Source organism: Listeria cossartiae subsp. cayugensis (assembly GCF_014229095.1).
GTDB lineage: Bacteria > Bacillota > Bacilli > Lactobacillales > Listeriaceae > Listeria > Listeria cayugensis.
On sequence record NZ_JAARZC010000002.1, the window covers coordinates 264,558 to 281,591 of the forward strand.

General features: G+C 39.5%; 15 protein-coding genes. 12 read left to right on the plus strand and 3 right to left on the minus strand.

Annotated elements, in window-relative coordinates:
* Window positions 1–10 precede the first annotated feature (10 nt).
* Window positions 11–1,051 (plus strand): SepM family pheromone-processing serine protease, encoded by a 1,041-nt coding sequence (locus tag HCB49_RS08420; RefSeq protein WP_185604673.1) that lies wholly within the window; start codon window positions 11–13, stop codon window positions 1,049–1,051.
* A 45-nt stretch (window positions 1,052–1,096) separates the two neighbouring features.
* Here HCB49_RS08420 and HCB49_RS08425 read toward each other — a convergent pair whose 3' ends face one another.
* A complete protein-coding gene (locus tag HCB49_RS08425; RefSeq protein WP_185604674.1) occupies window positions 1,097–3,337 on the minus strand; it encodes an ATP-binding cassette domain-containing protein in 2,241 nt (746 codons plus the stop codon).
* An 82-nt stretch (window positions 3,338–3,419) separates the two neighbouring features.
* On the minus strand, window positions 3,420–4,592 hold the full coding sequence (locus tag HCB49_RS08430; protein ID WP_185604675.1) for a nucleotidyltransferase: 1,173 nt from the start codon (window positions 4,590–4,592) through the stop codon (window positions 3,420–3,422).
* A 129-nt stretch (window positions 4,593–4,721) separates the two neighbouring features.
* Here HCB49_RS08430 and HCB49_RS08435 point away from each other — a divergent pair, with 129 nt between their 5' ends.
* From HCB49_RS08435 to HCB49_RS08450, 4 genes are all read left to right on the plus strand, one after another.
* On the plus strand, window positions 4,722–5,258 hold the full coding sequence (locus HCB49_RS08435; RefSeq protein ID WP_185480965.1) for a YceD family protein: 537 nt from the start codon (window positions 4,722–4,724) through the stop codon (window positions 5,256–5,258).
* Between the two features lie 90 nt (window positions 5,259–5,348).
* Window positions 5,349–5,522, plus strand: a complete 174-nt coding sequence (gene rpmF, locus HCB49_RS08440; RefSeq protein WP_003726143.1) for a 50S ribosomal protein L32 — start codon at window positions 5,349–5,351, stop codon at window positions 5,520–5,522.
* A gap of 149 nt (window positions 5,523–5,671) precedes the next feature.
* Window positions 5,672–6,565: a 2-dehydropantoate 2-reductase gene (locus HCB49_RS08445; protein WP_185604816.1), complete on the plus strand. Its 894-nt coding sequence runs from the start codon at window positions 5,672–5,674 to the stop codon at window positions 6,563–6,565.
* Entirely contained in the window at window positions 6,558–6,944 is a 387-nt protein-coding gene (locus tag HCB49_RS08450; RefSeq protein WP_008948355.1) for a DUF3397 domain-containing protein, read from the plus strand. Before HCB49_RS08445 ends, HCB49_RS08450 begins: the two co-directional genes overlap by 8 nt.
* On the opposite strand, the gene HCB49_RS08455 is transcribed toward HCB49_RS08450, so the two are convergent.
* Window positions 6,916–8,688 (minus strand): SgrR family transcriptional regulator, encoded by a 1,773-nt coding sequence (locus HCB49_RS08455; RefSeq protein WP_185604676.1) that lies wholly within the window; start codon window positions 8,686–8,688, stop codon window positions 6,916–6,918. The genes HCB49_RS08450 and HCB49_RS08455 overlap by 29 nt on opposite strands.
* 115 nt (window positions 8,689–8,803) lie before the next feature.
* On the opposite strand from HCB49_RS08455, the gene HCB49_RS08460 reads away from it, so the two are divergent.
* The 7 genes from HCB49_RS08460 to mraY all read left to right on the plus strand — a co-directional run bounded on the left by HCB49_RS08460 (window position 8,804) and on the right by mraY (window position 16,939).
* Window positions 8,804–10,051 carry an MDR family MFS transporter gene (locus HCB49_RS08460; RefSeq protein WP_185480963.1) on the plus strand — a complete coding sequence of 416 codons (1,248 nt, stop codon included), beginning with the start codon at window positions 8,804–8,806 and terminating at the stop codon, window positions 10,049–10,051.
* A gap of 202 nt (window positions 10,052–10,253) precedes the next feature.
* Window positions 10,254–10,685 (plus strand): division/cell wall cluster transcriptional repressor MraZ, encoded by a 432-nt coding sequence (gene mraZ / locus HCB49_RS08465; protein ID WP_003723756.1) that lies wholly within the window; start codon window positions 10,254–10,256, stop codon window positions 10,683–10,685.
* 13 nt (window positions 10,686–10,698) lie between these two features.
* A complete protein-coding gene (gene rsmH / locus HCB49_RS08470) occupies window positions 10,699–11,637 on the plus strand; it encodes a 16S rRNA (cytosine(1402)-N(4))-methyltransferase RsmH (RefSeq protein ID WP_008948352.1) in 939 nt (312 codons plus the stop codon).
* A gap of 16 nt (window positions 11,638–11,653) precedes the next feature.
* A complete protein-coding gene (gene ftsL, locus HCB49_RS08475) occupies window positions 11,654–12,016 on the plus strand; it encodes a cell division protein FtsL (RefSeq protein ID WP_008948351.1) in 363 nt (120 codons plus the stop codon).
* Window positions 12,013–14,271, plus strand: coding sequence for a penicillin-binding protein (locus tag HCB49_RS08480; RefSeq protein WP_185604677.1), 2,259 nt, complete (start codon window positions 12,013–12,015; stop codon window positions 14,269–14,271). The genes ftsL and HCB49_RS08480 overlap by 4 nt, the downstream gene beginning before the upstream one ends.
* Window positions 14,272–14,442: 171 nt before the next feature.
* A complete protein-coding gene (locus HCB49_RS08485) occupies window positions 14,443–15,918 on the plus strand; it encodes a UDP-N-acetylmuramoyl-L-alanyl-D-glutamate--2,6-diaminopimelate ligase (protein WP_185604678.1) in 1,476 nt (491 codons plus the stop codon).
* Window positions 15,919–15,964: 46 nt separating this feature from the next.
* On the plus strand, window positions 15,965–16,939 hold the full coding sequence (mraY, locus tag HCB49_RS08490) for a phospho-N-acetylmuramoyl-pentapeptide-transferase (RefSeq protein ID WP_185392156.1): 975 nt from the start codon (window positions 15,965–15,967) through the stop codon (window positions 16,937–16,939).
* The last annotated feature ends 95 nt before the right edge of the window (window positions 16,940–17,034 follow it).

A 17,034-nucleotide genomic window follows, 5' to 3' on the forward strand; every position in this document is an offset into this window, starting at 1 on the left:
TGGACAAATAATGCGTAAAGAGTGGAAAAAAATAACGGCGATAGTGCTGTTAATTATTATTATAGCGGGCTTTTTTATTCCAGTTCCGTATTATATTTCAAAACCTGGTGGAACGGAAGAACTTGCTCCACTCGTTACAGTTGATGACCATCCAAATAAGAAAGATGGCTCACTAAGTCTAGTGACAATCGCGATGGGAAAGGCGAATATTTATACATATATGACCGCCAAATTTTTGCCTTATCATGAATTAGAAAAAGATAGCGATATCAAATACGAAAATGAAAGCGATGAAGAATATAACGTTCGCCAAATGCAAATGATGAACGAATCCAAAAACAATGCCATCCAAGTTGCCTATAAAGCAGCCGGTCAAGAAGTTAAAGTTACGTATGATGGTGTCTATGTACTAAGTGTAAAAGATGACGTGCCAGCAGCCGATGTTCTTCACGCTGGGGATTTAATTACAGAAATCGATGGACATGCTTTCAAATCTAGCCAAGAATTCATTGATTACATCCACAGTAAAAAAGTAGGCGACACAGTCAAAATCAACTATAAACACGGCGATAAAAACGAAGTAGCTAACATCGAATTAACCGCCATTGATAAAAAAGGTACACCAGGAATTGGTATCACACTAGTAGATGATGAAAAAATCACCGCAGACCCAACCGTGAAAATCGACTCCGAAAAAATCGGTGGACCATCTGCCGGTCTAATGTTCAGCCTAGAAATTTACAGCCGTTTCCAAATAAATGACCTTACAGATGGGAAGAAAATTGCGGGGACGGGCACAATTGATCCTGATGGAACCGTTGGCAGAATCGGCGGGATTGATCAGAAAGTCGTTGCCGCAGATAAAAGTGGCGCGAAAATCTTCTTCGCACCAAATGATCCAATCACGCAAGAAATGAAGAAAAGTGATCCGAGCGTCGAAAGCAACTACGATACTGCAGTAAAAACAGCGAAAGACATCGACTCCAAAATGAAAATTGTCCCAGTGAAAACTTTCCAAGATGCTGTTAACTATTTAGAAAAACTACAATAAAAAAAGCCGTTTTGTCTACACTCAGACAAAACGGCTTTTTTCATATTAAAGATATTTAGCGGTTAATGATTGTTTATTTTCGAGTAAATCAAGCGGCGCGCCTTCAAAAATAATTTGCCCGCCTGAACTACCTCCTTCTGGACCAAGATCGATAATCCAGTCAGCATTTCGAATAATATCGACATTATGTTCAATCACAATAACGGTATTTCCTTTATTAACAAGCGAGTGAATAATTGCCAGAATGTGCTCGATATCCGACATATGCAGTCCGGTTGTTGGCTCATCCATAATGTAAATGGATCCTTTTTTATGCAGCTTATTAGCAAGTTTTAGGCGTTGACATTCGCCGCCCGAAAGCGTGCTAAGTGCTTGACCAAGTGTAACATAGCCAATTCCAACTTCCTCCATTGCCGCAATTTTCTTCAAGATTTTTTTATCCGTGAAAAACTCTAGCGCCTCGGAGACGGTTAATTCTAATACATCGCTAATCGATTTCCCGTCCAGTTTATATTGTAAAACGGAATCTTGGAATCGCTTGCCGTGACAGACTTCGCAAGGTGTGCGAATCGAATCCATGAAAGCTAAATCCATCGTTGTAAAACCAAGTCCTTTACAGTTTTCACAGGCACCCTTGGAGTTATAACTAAAGAGGGACGGGCTGACATCGTTTTCTTTCCCAAAGGCTTTTCGAATCGGATCCATGATGCCCGTATAGGTTGCTGGATTGGAGCGGATATTTGCATGAGCCGCTGATTGATCGATAACAATCGCGTCTGGATGTTCTTTGAGAAATACGGAATGAATCAGCGTACTTTTCCCAGAACCAGCCACACCTGTTATCACCGTAAGCACTTCTTTCGGGATGCTCGCTTGAATATTTTTCAAGTTAAAGCGACTACTTTTTTCTGTTGTTAAAAAGCCTTTTGGTGTGCGTGGTTTATCATTAATTGGTAAATGGCGATTGAGAAAACGGCCAGTTAGTGTATCTGATTTTAGTAAGTCTGGGTAACTTCCGACAAACTGAATTTCACCACCATGTTTCCCAGCATGCGGGCCAACATCGACAATATGATCAGCAATTTTAATCACATCGGGATCATGCTCGACGACGAGAATAGTATTTCCTTTATCGCGTAATTTAACGAGTAATTCATTTAAACGATGGACATCACGTGGATGAAGACCAATACTTGGTTCATCGAAAATATAAAGTAAATCAGTCAAGCTACTATTTAAATGACGAATCATTTTGACGCGCTGTGATTCTCCTCCTGAAAGGGAAGCGGTTTGGCGGTCGAGCGTCATATAACCAAGTCCGATATCAATTAAATGTTGAAGTCGCTCTGTGACACTTTTGACCATTGGAGCGGCGATAGGGTCAGCAATGCTCGCAATCGTTTCTTTTAATTCATCTAATTGCATCGCTGTGAAGTCGGCGATATTTGCGCCATTTATTTTACAAGATAAAGCTTGCGCAGAAAGTCTTGTGCCTTCGCAAGTTGTACAAGGCGCAATATGTGTAAACTTATCGACACGTTTTTTCGTGGAAGCGGACATTTCGCCTTCCTTTTGAATGTATAAACGATTGAATTTCGGAATTAAACCTTCGTACGTTGCGTTCATACTACCCATCGGAGTTTCTAGAAAGACTTTAATATCTTTTCCATGTAAAAGCATGTTGTATTCTTCTTCGGTATAATCTTTTATTTTTTTATTCACATCAAAAAAGCCGGAATAAGCATAGGAATTCCAGTACCATGAGTCAACCGAAAACGTCGGGAATAAGATGGCGCCTTCTTTGAGCGATTTATTTGGATCAAGTAATTTGACTAAATCAACCGAGACTTTTTGACCAACACCATGGCAGTCGGGACACATACCAGCAGGATCATTAAAAGAAAATAGATTTGCTGTGCCGATGCTAGGTTTGCCGACCCGCGAGAAAAGTAATCGCAAAATCGAATTAATGTCTGTGATGGTACCAAGTGTGGAGCGGGAGTTACCGCCAAGTCGTTTTTGATCAATAATAACAGAGGTGGAGAGGTTTTCAATTGAATCCGCATCCGGTTGCGTATACTTCGGAAGGAAATTACGAAGATAAGCACTGTATGTTTCGTTTAACTGTCTTTGCGATTCCGTGGCTATAGTTTCAAATACAATAGAAGATTTTCCAGAACCAGATACACCAGTAAAAATAGTGATTTTTCGTTTCGGAATATCCAGAGAAATATTTTGGAGATTGTTTTCACGCGCTCCTCTTAATCGAATATATTCTTGTACCATACACATACCTCCTGTTTTTTGAGTCGGACAAATATCTTAGCAAAATTGCTCCACAAAAGTCAACCAAAAACCTTGCAAAGATTTACAAGGTTAAAATTGGTGGAATATGAAAGTCGCCTGCTTGATAATTTTCAAGTCCATTTGTCAGCGTATAAATAGAAGTTGCTCGTAAATCTTCTTCTAAAAGTCCGGGTGCTGCTTTGGAAACAGTTGTAACAATAGGGAGAGAAATGTTTTTCTTATGAAGCGATAAGTATTTTTGACCCGTTTTATTCATGCCGAGTATGCGGATATAGGGCGAGCTAGGCTGTTCTTTCGCATTTAACAAAATTTGCAGAGCCGTTCGCTGTAATCGTGCGTTACTGTAACGTTTTGTTTTCATATTTTCAATAAAATCAGCAAAATTCCGAGTTTTCGTTGCCGCGACTTGCATCCGGTTTTGAATGCCTTCACTAACCCCGCGAATCCCTTCAAGCTCATCCGAACTGGCTTGAATTAAGCGATACCTCAATAGTGGCCAATAGTCTTCCCACGATAAAAAAGGTCCGGTATAATTTTTAAAAACTTCTATAGTAGAAGCAGGGAGATAACGGATAGCCTCCTCGGATTTTCCAGAAAGAATTAATTTTCGAATTGCAGTCGCGCTGGCAATTTGATCGTGATTCGCTTCCTCGTCATGATAACCGGCATGTTCGCGCGGAATAGTTTGGAGGGAAATTACTGGGTTTTGTTTTTGAACCGCAAGCGCGTAATGGAAACCGAGAATGTTATTTGGTTGCGTGACGTCCAATAAATCCGCGCCAAACAACTTTTTAAAAGCTTCTGTATAAGCTCTCGCATAAGAAGTTTTCTTATCAACTAACGCCAGCTGAATTGCCTGATTAAATGCTGCTTCATTTTCGACCACTGTTCTAGCAGCGACTGAAAAATCTTCCGCAACCCCATGTTCGCTTCCAAAAAATAGCGAATCAACATGAAGCGCATCTAAAATCCGAACAGCTTCTTCCGCAAAAATAGTCGCATGTTGTGTAGCGAACGAAACAGGTAGCTCAACAACGATATCCACCCCAGCAGCAAGCGCCATCTTCGTCCGTTCCCATTTTGGCACAATCGCCGGTTCGCCGCGCTGTACAAAAGAACCACTCATTACCGCAATCACCACATCTGCTTTTGTTAACTCACGTGCCTTATTTAGATGCAGTTTATGTCCATTATGAAACGGGTTATATTCGACCACAATTCCAGTTGCTTTCATTTCGGTTCCCTCCTTTAGATAATCTATTTTAGCATAAAATCGGACTGGGAGTTTTGGTCACCGAAAAAGCATTGACAAAAGCCTTTAAAAAAGCTATAATATTTTGTGTTGCGCTTGGAGTGATGTAGGATGAAATGGTCTATCAGTCAATTAAAAAAATATCGTGACAGCAACTTCACGATTAATGAAAAAGCTGACCTAAAAAAGTTCTTTCAAGAGAACAATATAGACGTTCGTGATGCAAGCCCCGTACAAGTAACTGGGGAACTTATTGTACACCCAGAAGAAGTTACCGCTAACCTGACAATGAAGGGCGAGTGGACACTTCCATGTGCTCGTACATTAGAGGATGTTATTTATCCTTATGAAGTGCACGCGACGGAAACCTTTGTGAAATCCAAAGAACAAGTTCTAGATGAATCTTGGCATGTGATGGAACAGGATATGGTCGATTTAACCCCTGTAGTAGAAGAACTTTTACTTGTTGAAATTCCAATGCAAGTTTTCAGTGAAGAGGCACTCGATATGAGTAAACTTCCACGAGGCAATGAATGGGAAATGAAAACAGAAGAAGGCAACCTACTAGAACAAATAGCAAAAGAACCAAAAGTGGATCCTCGTCTTGCGGGATTAGCCAATTTTTTCGATGAGAAAAAAGAAGACTAAACTCCCCGTGAAGCTGGAATATATTAAGGAATTTATTTTTCTTAGATTAACGATACAAGTACTTAGTTATCGTCAAGGAGGTGTAAGGAAATGGCAGTACCTTTTAGAAGAACTTCAAAAGCCAAAAAGCGTAAGCGTCGTACTCACGTGAAACTTCAACTTCCGGGCATGAACGAATGCTCGAATTGCGGCGAATACAGACTTTCCCATCACGTATGTCCAGAATGTGGACAATATGATGGCAAAGATGTAGCAAACAGCTAATATTGTTAAAAACAGGTGACGTTTCACTTGTTGAAAACGAACCTCGAAAGACGCCATGGGTCTTTCGAGGTTTTTGTTTGCGCCAAAAAGTGCAAACAATCGCTACTTCTGATAAAATAAAAGCATTAACCAATATGGAGCTGAACAAAATGGCGAACCAACTAAAGGTCGGGATTATTGGAGCAGGAGCGATGGGGCTTTTATACGCAGCTAATTTTGCTGAAAAAGCAGAGCTCACACTTTTTACCCGCAGAAAAGAACAAAGCGAGCTATTAAATCAAAAAGGGCTTTCTTTAAAAGATAATGTTGAATTAAAAAATATACATATACAAGCAACAGAAATAACAGACACAGCCAAATTGTCCGAACAACAGTTATTAATTGTTGCCGTTAAACAATATTCACTACAAGCAATTTTACCAATACTACAAAAACTACCTGAAACAGTTACGCTGTTATTTATTCAAAACGGAGCGGCGCATTTAGATAGTTTGTCACTACTTGGCGCAAAACGAACTATCTTGCTAGGTATTAGTGAACATGGTGCAGGTCGGGAAAATGATACTACGGTCATTTGGCGTGGTCATGGCCGGACAAAGTATAGCGTGTATCAAGGTGAAGTAAATGCTGATGTAGCTGAAATACTACAATCGAATCCAGCTTTTCCTGTTGAAAAACACGATAGTTACTTGGCTATTATCCAAGAAAAATTATTTATCAATGCCGTGATTAATCCACTCACAGCTGTCCTTCAAGTTCCAAATGGGAAACTCCTAGAAAATGAAGAATGGCATGTGTTGTTAAAAACAATTGTGAAAGAAATTCAAATGGTTTTACCGATAGAAAATGCGTTAGAAAAAGTGGAAACCATTTGCCGAGTGACTGCTACTAATTTTTCCTCGATGGCACTTGATCGAATGAACAATCGCATGACAGAAATTGACGGAATCGTATTGCCGATTTTAACAAAAGGGGAGTCACTTCCTACGCTTCACACGTTATATCATCTAATTAAAGGGTTGGAAGGAGAAAGCAATGTTTGATTGGTTAACTAACTCAACAGCAATTATTATTATTTTACCAGTGGTGGTATTTATTTTTACGATGTTTTTTTCCAGTATTAAAATAAAGAAAAGCCAGCGGAGAATTATGTTAGCCGCTGACTTGTCTACTATTTTCTTAATTATCGCTGTTCATTTTTTCATGATTGTGCTATTTAATCGCTCATTTTTACTCTATATTTTACTATTTTTATTTATCTTAGGCATCGCTATCGTTGTGATGGCTGCGAAAAAAGAAGGCGAAATCCAATTTCGTAAAATCCTTCGAGGATACTGGCGACTGTGCTTCTTCATTTTTGCCTTGCTCTATGTGGTGCTTTATCTATATGGCATTATTTATAGTCTGATTTTACGTTTTTAAGCGGGTTCGTTTCAATCCAAACTTTGCTTAAATCAAAATAGCCATACGGATTTTCGGCAATTCCTTTCATCATTGAATGAAGCGACTGACTTTTTTCAGGGTGATGCAAATAAATTAAATAATGATTTGCTGTTAGCCAGCGATCTATTTCTGTTTGTAAGGCGTCTCTTTTGGAGGCGTCTTTTTCTGCTTTAAATGCATCCAATTTTTTTTTGAGCTCGGCAATAATGGATTGGTTGAATAGTTGTTGCGGTAAGAGATAGGGGTTGTTGAGAAAATCCAAATAAGCCATTTCGTTATCGGAAGCCGGAATTTCGCCCATCATCATAAAATCCGTTTCTTGTTCTGGGACTTTAGAGTAAGAAGCTTCGTGATGCGTGATAAATTTTTGTTCAAGCTTAATCCCGAATTGTAGCGCCTCCTCCCGAATCCACTTTGCTTCTTTTAAGGCAGTAGGGTGTTGGGTTGAGCCGAATATCACTTTTTCTCCACGGTAATTGGCTTCTTTTAATAAGGCGGCGATTTTTTCAGGTTGCTTTTTCGGCGGAATGGACTTTTCTGGAAAATAGTTGGACGCCACCGTTCCGTAGTTTTCGAAATCTTGCTCGCGTGCTTTTTGACAATCAATCAGCTGATAAATAGCTTCGCGAAATGCGGGATGTTGCGGGACGCCGTGTCTATGCATATTGAAACAAATAAAATTAACACCTACACCAAGTTTGCGCCGCTCAACATAGGCCGTATTTTCTGCATAATCAACCGAAGTAAATTGCATCGGAATCGTTTTTAATGTCTCCCCGGTTTGAGCTGTCCAAAATTCTACTCGATCAAGAATCGGTCGCTCTAAAAAATAACCATCAAAGGCTTCTAAAACTAAACGTTCATCATTGCGCTCGACTATTCGAAACGGCCCCGTAGAAATCCATTTATATTCATCAAAAATAACGTCACGCGGTAAAATCGCCATATTGGCCGTACATAAATAACGAATAAAAAACGGTTCAGGCTTTTTCAAATGAATAGAAAGTGTGAATTTGTTTAGGCACTTAATCGTTTTAATATCTTGTAATTGCCAAGCGGAAACAGATTTTGTTTGCATAGAACGGAGCAAACTATACTTCACATCTTCACTATCAAGCATTCGCCCGTGATGAAATAAAACACTTTTACGTAAATAAAAAGTCCACTCAGTAAAGTCATCGGAAACGTTCCAGTGGTGAGCAATATGAGGGACAATACACTTTTTCGTTTCATCATATTTGACGAGTGTATCGCTAATTTGAGTAATGAGAAAAGCTTCCATAGATACAGAGGTTTTAAGTGGATCTAAAGTGGTGAGTTTGCGGCGAACGATTGAGCGGAGTATTTCTTGTTGATTTTCTGTTACTTGCAAGCCGAACATTTGCTGGATTTCAGTGGAGATGCCCGTAAACCAACTTTTGGGAATAGGCAATTGGAGTAAAAATAAAATATCGCTAAATGCATCTTCTGCTAGGCTTTGTTCTAAAACTGCCAGTACCTCTTCTTCCAGTTGTTTAGGAAAGATAATCCGTGAAACATGTCCCCGGCCGAGCCCAGGAAGATAAGTAAGCATGTCTTTTGCTTGATATTGTTGTAATTTACGCTTGGCATTTTTAGTCGTGCAAAACCAAATATTGGCTAAATCATTTAATTTAAAAGGCGCGTCTAACTCAGTCGTTATGCTGTATAGATACGCTCGCATCGTAAAGTAATCCTTATCCATGAATTCACTCCATTCTAAAAGGGGACAATTTATCAGAATGAATACCCTTTTTATATGTATGTATCCCTTTTATACTAACAGAGAAGTCAGAAAAATTGCAAATGGAGGGGATGTCATGTTTAGAGAGTTACACCCGAATATTCGTGCGCGGATATTAATTCAATTTTTGAGTAAAGTAATCGGTTCGATGATTTTTCCTTTTATGGCAATTTATTTTTCAATGGAAATCAATAGTGGCGTTGCTGGAATTCTCTTGATGATTAACGTGTTGGCGCAATTTCTTGCGGGTATGTACGGCGGTCATTTGGCGGATATTATTGGTCGAAAGAAATTAATGGTCGCTGGGGAATTGTTAAAAGTGGTTGCTTTTCTTGGGATGGTACTTTGTAATTCACCATTTTTCCATTCGCCGTGGATGACTTTTGTGATGCTGTTAGTTATTGGTGTGGCGCAGGGGCTTATTAATCCAGCGGGAGAAGCGATGTTGATTGATGTGAGTACGCCGGAGAATCGTTCGTTTATGTATTCAATTAGCTACTGGGCGAATAATTTATCGATAATGATTGGAATTATTGTCGGTGGGTGGTTTTTTGTGGATTATCTCTTCCCGCTTCTTGTCGCGCTATTTGTAATGTCCTTTGTAACGGCGTGGTTGACGATTGCTCTTATTTCTGAGACATTACAACAAAAAGTTATCCCCAAAAAAGGTACGTATGGTTTAATGGGGATGTTGAAAAATTACGGACAAGTATTACATGATTATCGTTTTCTTCTATATACTATCGGTGGAATTGCGATTATGTCGATTGAATTTCAACGAAGCAATTACATTTCGGTTCGTTTGGCGGAAGATGTGCAGGCGCTACTTGTGCATTTAGGACCACTTGGAAGTATTTCTTTAAATGGGGTACAAATCGTGAGTGTGTTAACAGCGGTGAATACTTTGTTTATTGTGCTTTTCACTGTGCCAATTGCGAGATTTGTGACGAAACGGGCGCAGCAACCTATCATGTATGTAGGCTTTACTCTGTTTGCGGTAGGTTTTGCGGTATGCGCGTTTGCTAATAATTTGGCAATACTACTTCTTGCCACGGTAGTACTTTCAATTGGAGAATTGCTTTACGTACCAACACGTCAAACGATTTTAGCGGCAATTGTGGATGATGATAGACGCGGGGCTTATATGGCGCTGAACGGTATAGTGTTCCAAGTTGGTAAAATGATTGGCTCTGTCAGTTTAGTATTCGCGCCATTTATTGGTAAATATGGAATGGCTGCTTTTACGATTATTCTGGGGATTTTAAGCATTGTATTTTCGGCGGTAGCATTAAAATCTGGCTGGCAAAAAGTACTAGCAAAATGATTTTGGGGTAAAAGTGGGGAATACCTCCACCGAGCCCCACATTGTTTTTCACAAATAAGAATAGCTGTAAATGGCTTTAAATAGGGATTTGATCATTCTGCGCTTTGGCTAGAATGATTTTTTTTTGCACTTTTTTAGGTTTTGGGTGGTGCGAAGTGGGGAGATGTGGTAAAGTGGTATGTATGAAAGTGGGTGAAGTCTAATGTTCATGGGAGAATATCAACACAACATCGATATAAAGGGCAGATTAATTGTGCCAGCTAAATTCCGTGAGCTTTTGGGGGATAATTTTGTTATAACCCGAGGACTTGATAAGTGTTTATTTGCTTATCCACAAGAGGAATGGAAAAAGCTTGAAGAAAAGCTCCAAACCTTACCACTTACTAAGAAAGATGCTCGTTCCTTTACACGTTTCTTCTTTTCCGGTGCGTCTGAATGTGAACTAGACAAACAAGGTCGGATTAATATTCCATCCAACTTATTACAGTATGCGGATTTGGAAAAAGAAACAGTTATTATTGGGGTTTCAAGTCGTATTGAAATTTGGAGTAAATCAGAGTGGGACGATGTCTTTAACGAGGCAGAAGAATCTTTTGCTGATTTAGCCGAAAATATGATTGGCTTCGATATTTAAGGAGGGGAATTGCATGTTTAAGCACGAAACCGTATTACTACATGAAACAGTCGATATGCTTGAAGTAAAACCAGACGGAATCTATGTCGATGCAACACTTGGCGGCGCAGGTCACTCCGAGTATTTACTAAATAAGCTTAATGAAAAAGGGCATTTATTTGCTTTTGACCAAGATCAAACAGCGATTGATAATGCAGAAATTAAACTAGCAGATTATAGCGATAAAGTGACTTTTATTAAAGCCAATTTTCGCGATATGAAAGAAGCATTAAACGAGCGTGGAATTGAAGCAGTTGATGGGATTTTATATGATTTAGGTGTTTCTTCCCCTCAATTAGACGAACGAGAACGTGGTTTTAGTTATCACCAAGATGCTGCACTAGATATGCGAATGGATCAAGAACAAGAATTGACAGCAAAAACTATTGTCAATGAATGGTCTTACCAAGATTTAATCCGTATATTTTTTCAGTATGGTGAAGAAAAATTCTCGAAACAAATTGCTCGTGAAATCGAACGTCGTCGTGAAGTAAAACCAATTGAAACAACCGGCGAACTAGTAGATATTATCAAAACAGCTATCCCGGCGCCAGCAAGAAGAAAAGGCGGACATCCAGGGAAACGCACTTTTCAAGCTATCCGAATTGCCGTTAATGACGAATTAGGTGCAGTAGAGGATTCGCTTGAAAAAGCCTTAACTTTAATAAAACCAGGCGGCAGAATTAGCGTAATTACGTTCCATTCATTAGAAGACCGCATAACTAAGCAATTATTCCAAGAAGCGACAAAAGGACCAGATTTACCACCAGGTCTTCCAGTCATTCCAGATGAATATAAACCAGATTTCAAACTTGCTACAAGAAAACCAATCGTACCAAGTGAAGAGGAACTGGAACAAAACAACCGAGCACGTTCAGCGAAATTACGCGTGATCGAAAAAATTATCAAATAGCAGGAGTTGAAAAAATGTGAGCAATGTCGCCTATAAATCGAATCTCGAACCAAATAGAGTACATAGAGAAGCGGAACAGCCTAAAAAACAAATCCTAAGACGTGGTCAAATGACGCTCGGGGAAAAACTAATCATCACGATTGCGCTTGCGATTGTTTTAGTTGTTGCTTTTCGTATCATTAGTGTACAAGCTCAAATTTACACCGTAAACCAAGAAATTCAAACAAAAGAAACTAAAATTCTCGAACAACAAAAATCAAATGAAGACTTAAAAGTAGAAGTAAAAGATCTAGGGAGATATGAACGTATTTTAAAAATCGCTAAAGAAAAAGGGTTAAAACTTGATGGCGATAATGTGAAAGTGGTAGATGGTCAATGAAACGGCGTATAGGTAACATGAGAAGGGGAGCTCTTGTACTTTTTATCTTTTTCACGATTCTCTTTCTCTTAGTTTCTGGCCGTTTTCTTTATTTGCAAATTACGGGAGAAGCAAATGGAGTTCCACTTGCAGCAAAAGCATCTAAACAACATTTAAAAAGCAGTGTTCTCGAAGCAAAACGCGGCTCCATTTTAGATCGTAAAGGAGAAGTGTTGGCAGAGGATACGGCTTCTTACACGATTGCAGCAGTTGTTAGTGATAAACTTTCCAAAACAACGAAAAATCCGATGCGTGTAGTGGACGAAGAAAAAACAGCGCGCGTACTTGCAAAATATATTCCGATGGACGAATCTGACATTTTAGATAAACTCCAAGAAAAAGGAAAGTATCAAGTCGAATTCGGCGCTGCTGGTAAAAAAATCTCCACAGAAACAAAAGCAGAAATCGACAAAGAGAAACTGCCGGGTATTGAATTTACCCGCCAATCCGAACGCTTCTATCCTAATGGAACGTTTGCGACACAATTAATCGGTTTTGCACAACAAGAAGAAGAGAAGAATACTACTGTTTTAGAAGGTAAAATGGGAATTGAATCCCGTTATAACGATATTTTAACTGGTAAAAACGGCAAGATTGACTACAGCACAGACAGAATGGGGTATATTTTGCCTAATTCTAAAAATAAAGTAACAGAAGCGAAAGATGGTAAAGATATCACGCTGACGCTAGATAAAAAGATTCAAACCTTTTTAGAAGATACGATGACTACTGTTGACGCAAAATACAAACCGAAAAATATGATGGCTGTTGTAGCTGATCCAAAAACGGGTGAAATTTTAGCTATTAGTCAACGTCCTTCTTTCAATCCAGCTGACCGTTCAACGATTACTGGGAATAGTTCTAGTATTTGGCAAGATTTACCTGTTGAGTATGCTTATGAGCCGGGTTCGGTAATGAAGATTATCTCCCTTGCTTCTGCGATTGACACAAATGTATATAATGCCAATGATTACTATCAATCTGGTTCTTACAAAGTAGGCGATATTGCCATCCATGACCATAACAACGGAAATGGTTGGGGCTCCATTACGTATCGTGAAGGGGTAGAACGTTCTAGTAACGTCGCCTTCGCTAAACTCCTAAACAAAATGGGCACAGATACGTTTAAAACCTATTTAGATAAATTTGGTTTTGGGAAGAAAACAGGAATTGCCTTACCTAATGAAACAAACGGTAAAATCCTCTATAACTACCCAATTGAAAAAGTAACAACCGTTTTCGGACAAGGGACAACCGTTTCGATGATGCAAATGATTCAAGCCGCATCCGCAATTGCCAGTGACGGCACAATGAAAGAACCATATGTTGTTTCCAGTGTAAAAGATTCAAACACAGGCGAAGAAACCAAAACAGAAACAAAAATTGCCGGCAAACCAATCAGTGCAGAAACCGCCAAGAAAACACGTAACGAATTAAAAAACGTTATTAGCGGCCAAAATGGTACTGGTAAATTATATGCGATTCCAGGATATGATGTAGCTGGTAAAACAGGGACATCGCAAATTCCAGATCCAAAAACAGGGAAATATATGACTGGCGCAGATAATTATATCTTCTCCTTCCTCGGTATGGCACCAGCGGACAATCCTGAATTAGTTATTTACGTAACAATGCAGCAACCGCAATTATCTGGTAGCCAAACAGGTGGTGAAGCAGTGTCAGAAGTATTTAATCCTGTTATGAAAAACAGTCTACAGTACATGAACATTAAACCTGGTGATGTGGAAAAATTAGCTTCTGAAAAAGTACCAGTTTTAGCAGGGAAAACAGTGGAAGAAGCTAAAAAAGCAGTAGAAGATAAAGGCTTGGAACCAGTCGTAGTCGGCAATGGTAAAAAGATTGTCCAACAACTGCCACAAGCAAATAGCGCCATCATGCAAGGACAAAAAGTTATTTTAATGACGGACGGCGATATGACCGCACCAAATATGATTACTTGGTCTAAAGACGATGCGCTGAAAGTTTCTGAAATAACCGGTATTCCTTTTGAGTTTTCAGGAAATGGTTATGTGAGGGAACAAAGCGTTTCCGAGGGTAGCGTCATTAATAGCGACACGAAAATGAAACTAACCCTCGCGCCACCAGAAGAAATTGGCGATTTTAATCAAAATCACGATCAAGATACCGCAGAAAAAAATAAAAAAGCGACTGACATCCAAGAAAATGCCGGTATCGGCGATTTGCTCAATCAATAATAGGAAGATAGAAGTATGTCAGCTTTACAAAGTGGCATACTTCTAACTTTAAATGCAATCTGTGTCTTTTGTCGTGGTAGCTATACGCTGTTGTTTTTGCTAAGATAGAAAAGGATTCTTTTTGGTTTTAGCAAAACTAACAGAAAGAATAAGTTTGAGGAGATGGCAAGAATGAAGTTAAAGGGACTAATGCAAGCTATCCCGGTTTATACTGGCGAGGCGAGTGAAGCAATCGAAATTAGTCAAATCGCCCAAGATAGTAGAAAAGTACAACCAGGGACACTGTTTATTTGTATAGACGGGGAATTGGTGGATGGACATCAGTTCGCAGCACGCGCAGTAGAACTTGGTGCGGTAGCAATTATCGCAGAAAAACCAGTGGACGTTGCGATTCCGGTATTATACGTTAGAGATTCCAAACGTGCCATGGCGATGTTAGCCGATTATTTTTACGGTTCACCAACCCAAGCATTAAAATTAGTTGGGATTACTGGCACCAACGGGAAAACAACCGTGAGCCACTTAGTAGAACAAATCGTTCGTGAAAATGGCGAACAAACAGGCTTAATTGGTACGATGTATCGCAAAATTGGTGACCAAATTTTAGAAACGAAAAATACAACACCAGATAGCCTCACGTTACAAGAAACTTTCCGAGATATGTTACTTAGCGGAGTAAGTACGGCTGTGATGGAAGTATCCTCACACGCGCTCGTTCAAGGTCGCGTATACGGCTCAGACTATGATGTCGCTGTATTCATGAATTTATCTCAAGATCACCTAGATTATCACCATACAATGGAAGAATATGCCAACGCAAAAAGTTTACTATTCGCGCAACTAGGTAATAGCTATCATACAAGTAATCCAAAAATTGCTGTACTCAATGCAGATGATACGGAAAGCGTGCGCATGCAAACCGCAACAGCCGCTCACGTTATTACTTTCGGAATTAAAGAACAAGCTGATTTTAAAGCAAGCAATATTAAAATTACAAGCGATGGTTCTACCTTTGATTTAGCGACACCAGTTGGTAATTTCGCTTTGAAAATAAAAATGATTGGGAACTTCAGCGTTTATAACGTATTAGCTGCGATTGCCACTAGTTTCGCACTACATATTCCAATCGAAAAAGCAATTGCGACCGTGGAAACTATACCAGGTGTCAAAGGACGTTTCGAACTCGTACATGCAGGGCAAGATTTCCCTGTCATTGTCGATTATGCTCATACACCAGACGGCTTGTTAAATGTTTTGCAAACGATTGATGAATTTGCAGAAAAACGCGTTTTTGTCGTTGTTGGCTGCGGCGGCGACCGTGACAAAGGAAAACGACCACAAATGGCCAAAATTGCTGTTGACTATGCAACAAACCCTATTTTCACATCCGATAATCCACGCAGTGAAAATCCACATGCGATTATTGAAGATATGATTCAAGGCGTTCCAGATAGCAATTCTTATGTTGTTCATGAGAACCGCCGAGACGCCATTCGTTTTGCAGTAAACGAGGCCGAAACAGGGGATGTTATTCTGATTGCTGGAAAAGGCCATGAAGATTATCAATTGATTGGCGATGAGGTTATTGATTTCGATGATCGCGTGGAAGCTCGAATAGCTATTGAAAAAAAACTCGGACTCGCATAAAATATGAAGTGAAGTGCTTTGACAAACAGATTGGGGAGAATTTATTGTGTCTTTATACATGTTAGTATCAACATTTGCAGTGGCTTTTATCATTACAGTGATAGGTGTCCCGCTATTTATACCATTTTTGGTGAAGTTAAAATTCGGCCAAAGTATTAGAGATGAAGGCCCGAAAATGCATGAAAAGAAATCAGGAACACCAACAATGGGTGCAGTTGTATTCATTATCGCCATGCTGATTAGCTTTTTAATCTTTTCGTTCATCAGTGGGGAAGTTAGTGCGGCTACGTGGCTACTATTTATCGCGCTGGCATTATTTGGCGCTTTAGGTTTTCTGGACGACTATATCAAAGTAGTTCAAAAACGTAACTTAGGTCTTACTTCAAAACAGAAGTTTTTAGGTCAAGTTGCGATTTCGATTTTATTTTATCTTGTGTATCATTTTAGTGGATTTGCCGAAACACTTAATATTCCATTTACGAATATCGAAGTGGATCTTGGCTGGTTCTTTGTTATCTTCATCTTGTTCTGGTTAGTTGGTTTCTCCAATGCAGTCAATTTAACAGACGGTTTAGACGGACTTGTTTCTGGTCTATCTGTGATTGCTTTTTCTGCTTTTGGTGTGATTGCTTTTTACCAAGAACAAATGGATGTCGCGATTTTCTGTTTTGCAATTGTCGGCGGTATGCTTGGATTTCTATTATTTAATAAAAATCCAGCGAAAATCTTCATGGGAGATACCGGCTCACTTGCACTTGGCGGAAGTATCGCAGCAGTTTCTATTTTAGTACATCAAGAATGGCTGTTACTGTTAATCGGAATTATTTTCGTGATTGAAACAGCATCTGTTATTTTACAAGTGTTTTACTTTAAGGCAACTGGAGGGAAACGAATTTTCCGTATGACACCAATTCATCATCACTTTGAACTTGGCGGCTGGTCTGAATGGCGTGTCGTTTTAACGTTCTGGGGAATCGGGCTAATCGGAGCAATTATCTCCGTCTGTGTAGTCATCTTTTAAATAATGCGCCGCGATTTTTGCGGCAAAAGCGTCTCTAGTTAGCTGTTTTTTTACAGAATCTGGTTGGCGCTTTCCGTCGTTTTTGTGAATCTCAT

Excerpts from the sequence above, each read along its gene's own strand:
- HCB49_RS08420 (WP_185604673.1), top strand. The coding sequence starts at position 11 with ATGCGTAAAGAGTGGAAAAAAATAACGGCGATAGTGCTGTTAATTATT.
- HCB49_RS08425 (WP_185604674.1), bottom strand. The coding sequence starts at position 3,337 with ATGGTACAAGAATATATTCGATTAAGAGGAGCGCGTGAAAACAATCTC.
- HCB49_RS08430 (WP_185604675.1), bottom strand. The coding sequence starts at position 4,592 with ATGAAAGCAACTGGAATTGTGGTCGAATATAACCCGTTTCATAATGGA.
- HCB49_RS08435 (WP_185480965.1), top strand. The coding sequence starts at position 4,722 with ATGAAATGGTCTATCAGTCAATTAAAAAAATATCGTGACAGCAACTTC.
- rpmF (WP_003726143.1), top strand. The coding sequence starts at position 5,349 with ATGGCAGTACCTTTTAGAAGAACTTCAAAAGCCAAAAAGCGTAAGCGT.
- HCB49_RS08445 (WP_185604816.1), top strand. The coding sequence starts at position 5,672 with ATGGCGAACCAACTAAAGGTCGGGATTATTGGAGCAGGAGCGATGGGG.
- HCB49_RS08450 (WP_008948355.1), top strand. The coding sequence starts at position 6,558 with ATGTTTGATTGGTTAACTAACTCAACAGCAATTATTATTATTTTACCA.
- HCB49_RS08455 (WP_185604676.1), bottom strand. The coding sequence starts at position 8,688 with ATGGATAAGGATTACTTTACGATGCGAGCGTATCTATACAGCATAACG.
- HCB49_RS08460 (WP_185480963.1), top strand. The coding sequence starts at position 8,804 with ATGTTTAGAGAGTTACACCCGAATATTCGTGCGCGGATATTAATTCAA.
- mraZ (WP_003723756.1), top strand. The coding sequence starts at position 10,254 with ATGTTCATGGGAGAATATCAACACAACATCGATATAAAGGGCAGATTA.
- rsmH (WP_008948352.1), top strand. The coding sequence starts at position 10,699 with ATGTTTAAGCACGAAACCGTATTACTACATGAAACAGTCGATATGCTT.
- HCB49_RS08480 (WP_185604677.1), top strand. The coding sequence starts at position 12,013 with ATGAAACGGCGTATAGGTAACATGAGAAGGGGAGCTCTTGTACTTTTT.
- HCB49_RS08485 (WP_185604678.1), top strand. The coding sequence starts at position 14,443 with ATGAAGTTAAAGGGACTAATGCAAGCTATCCCGGTTTATACTGGCGAG.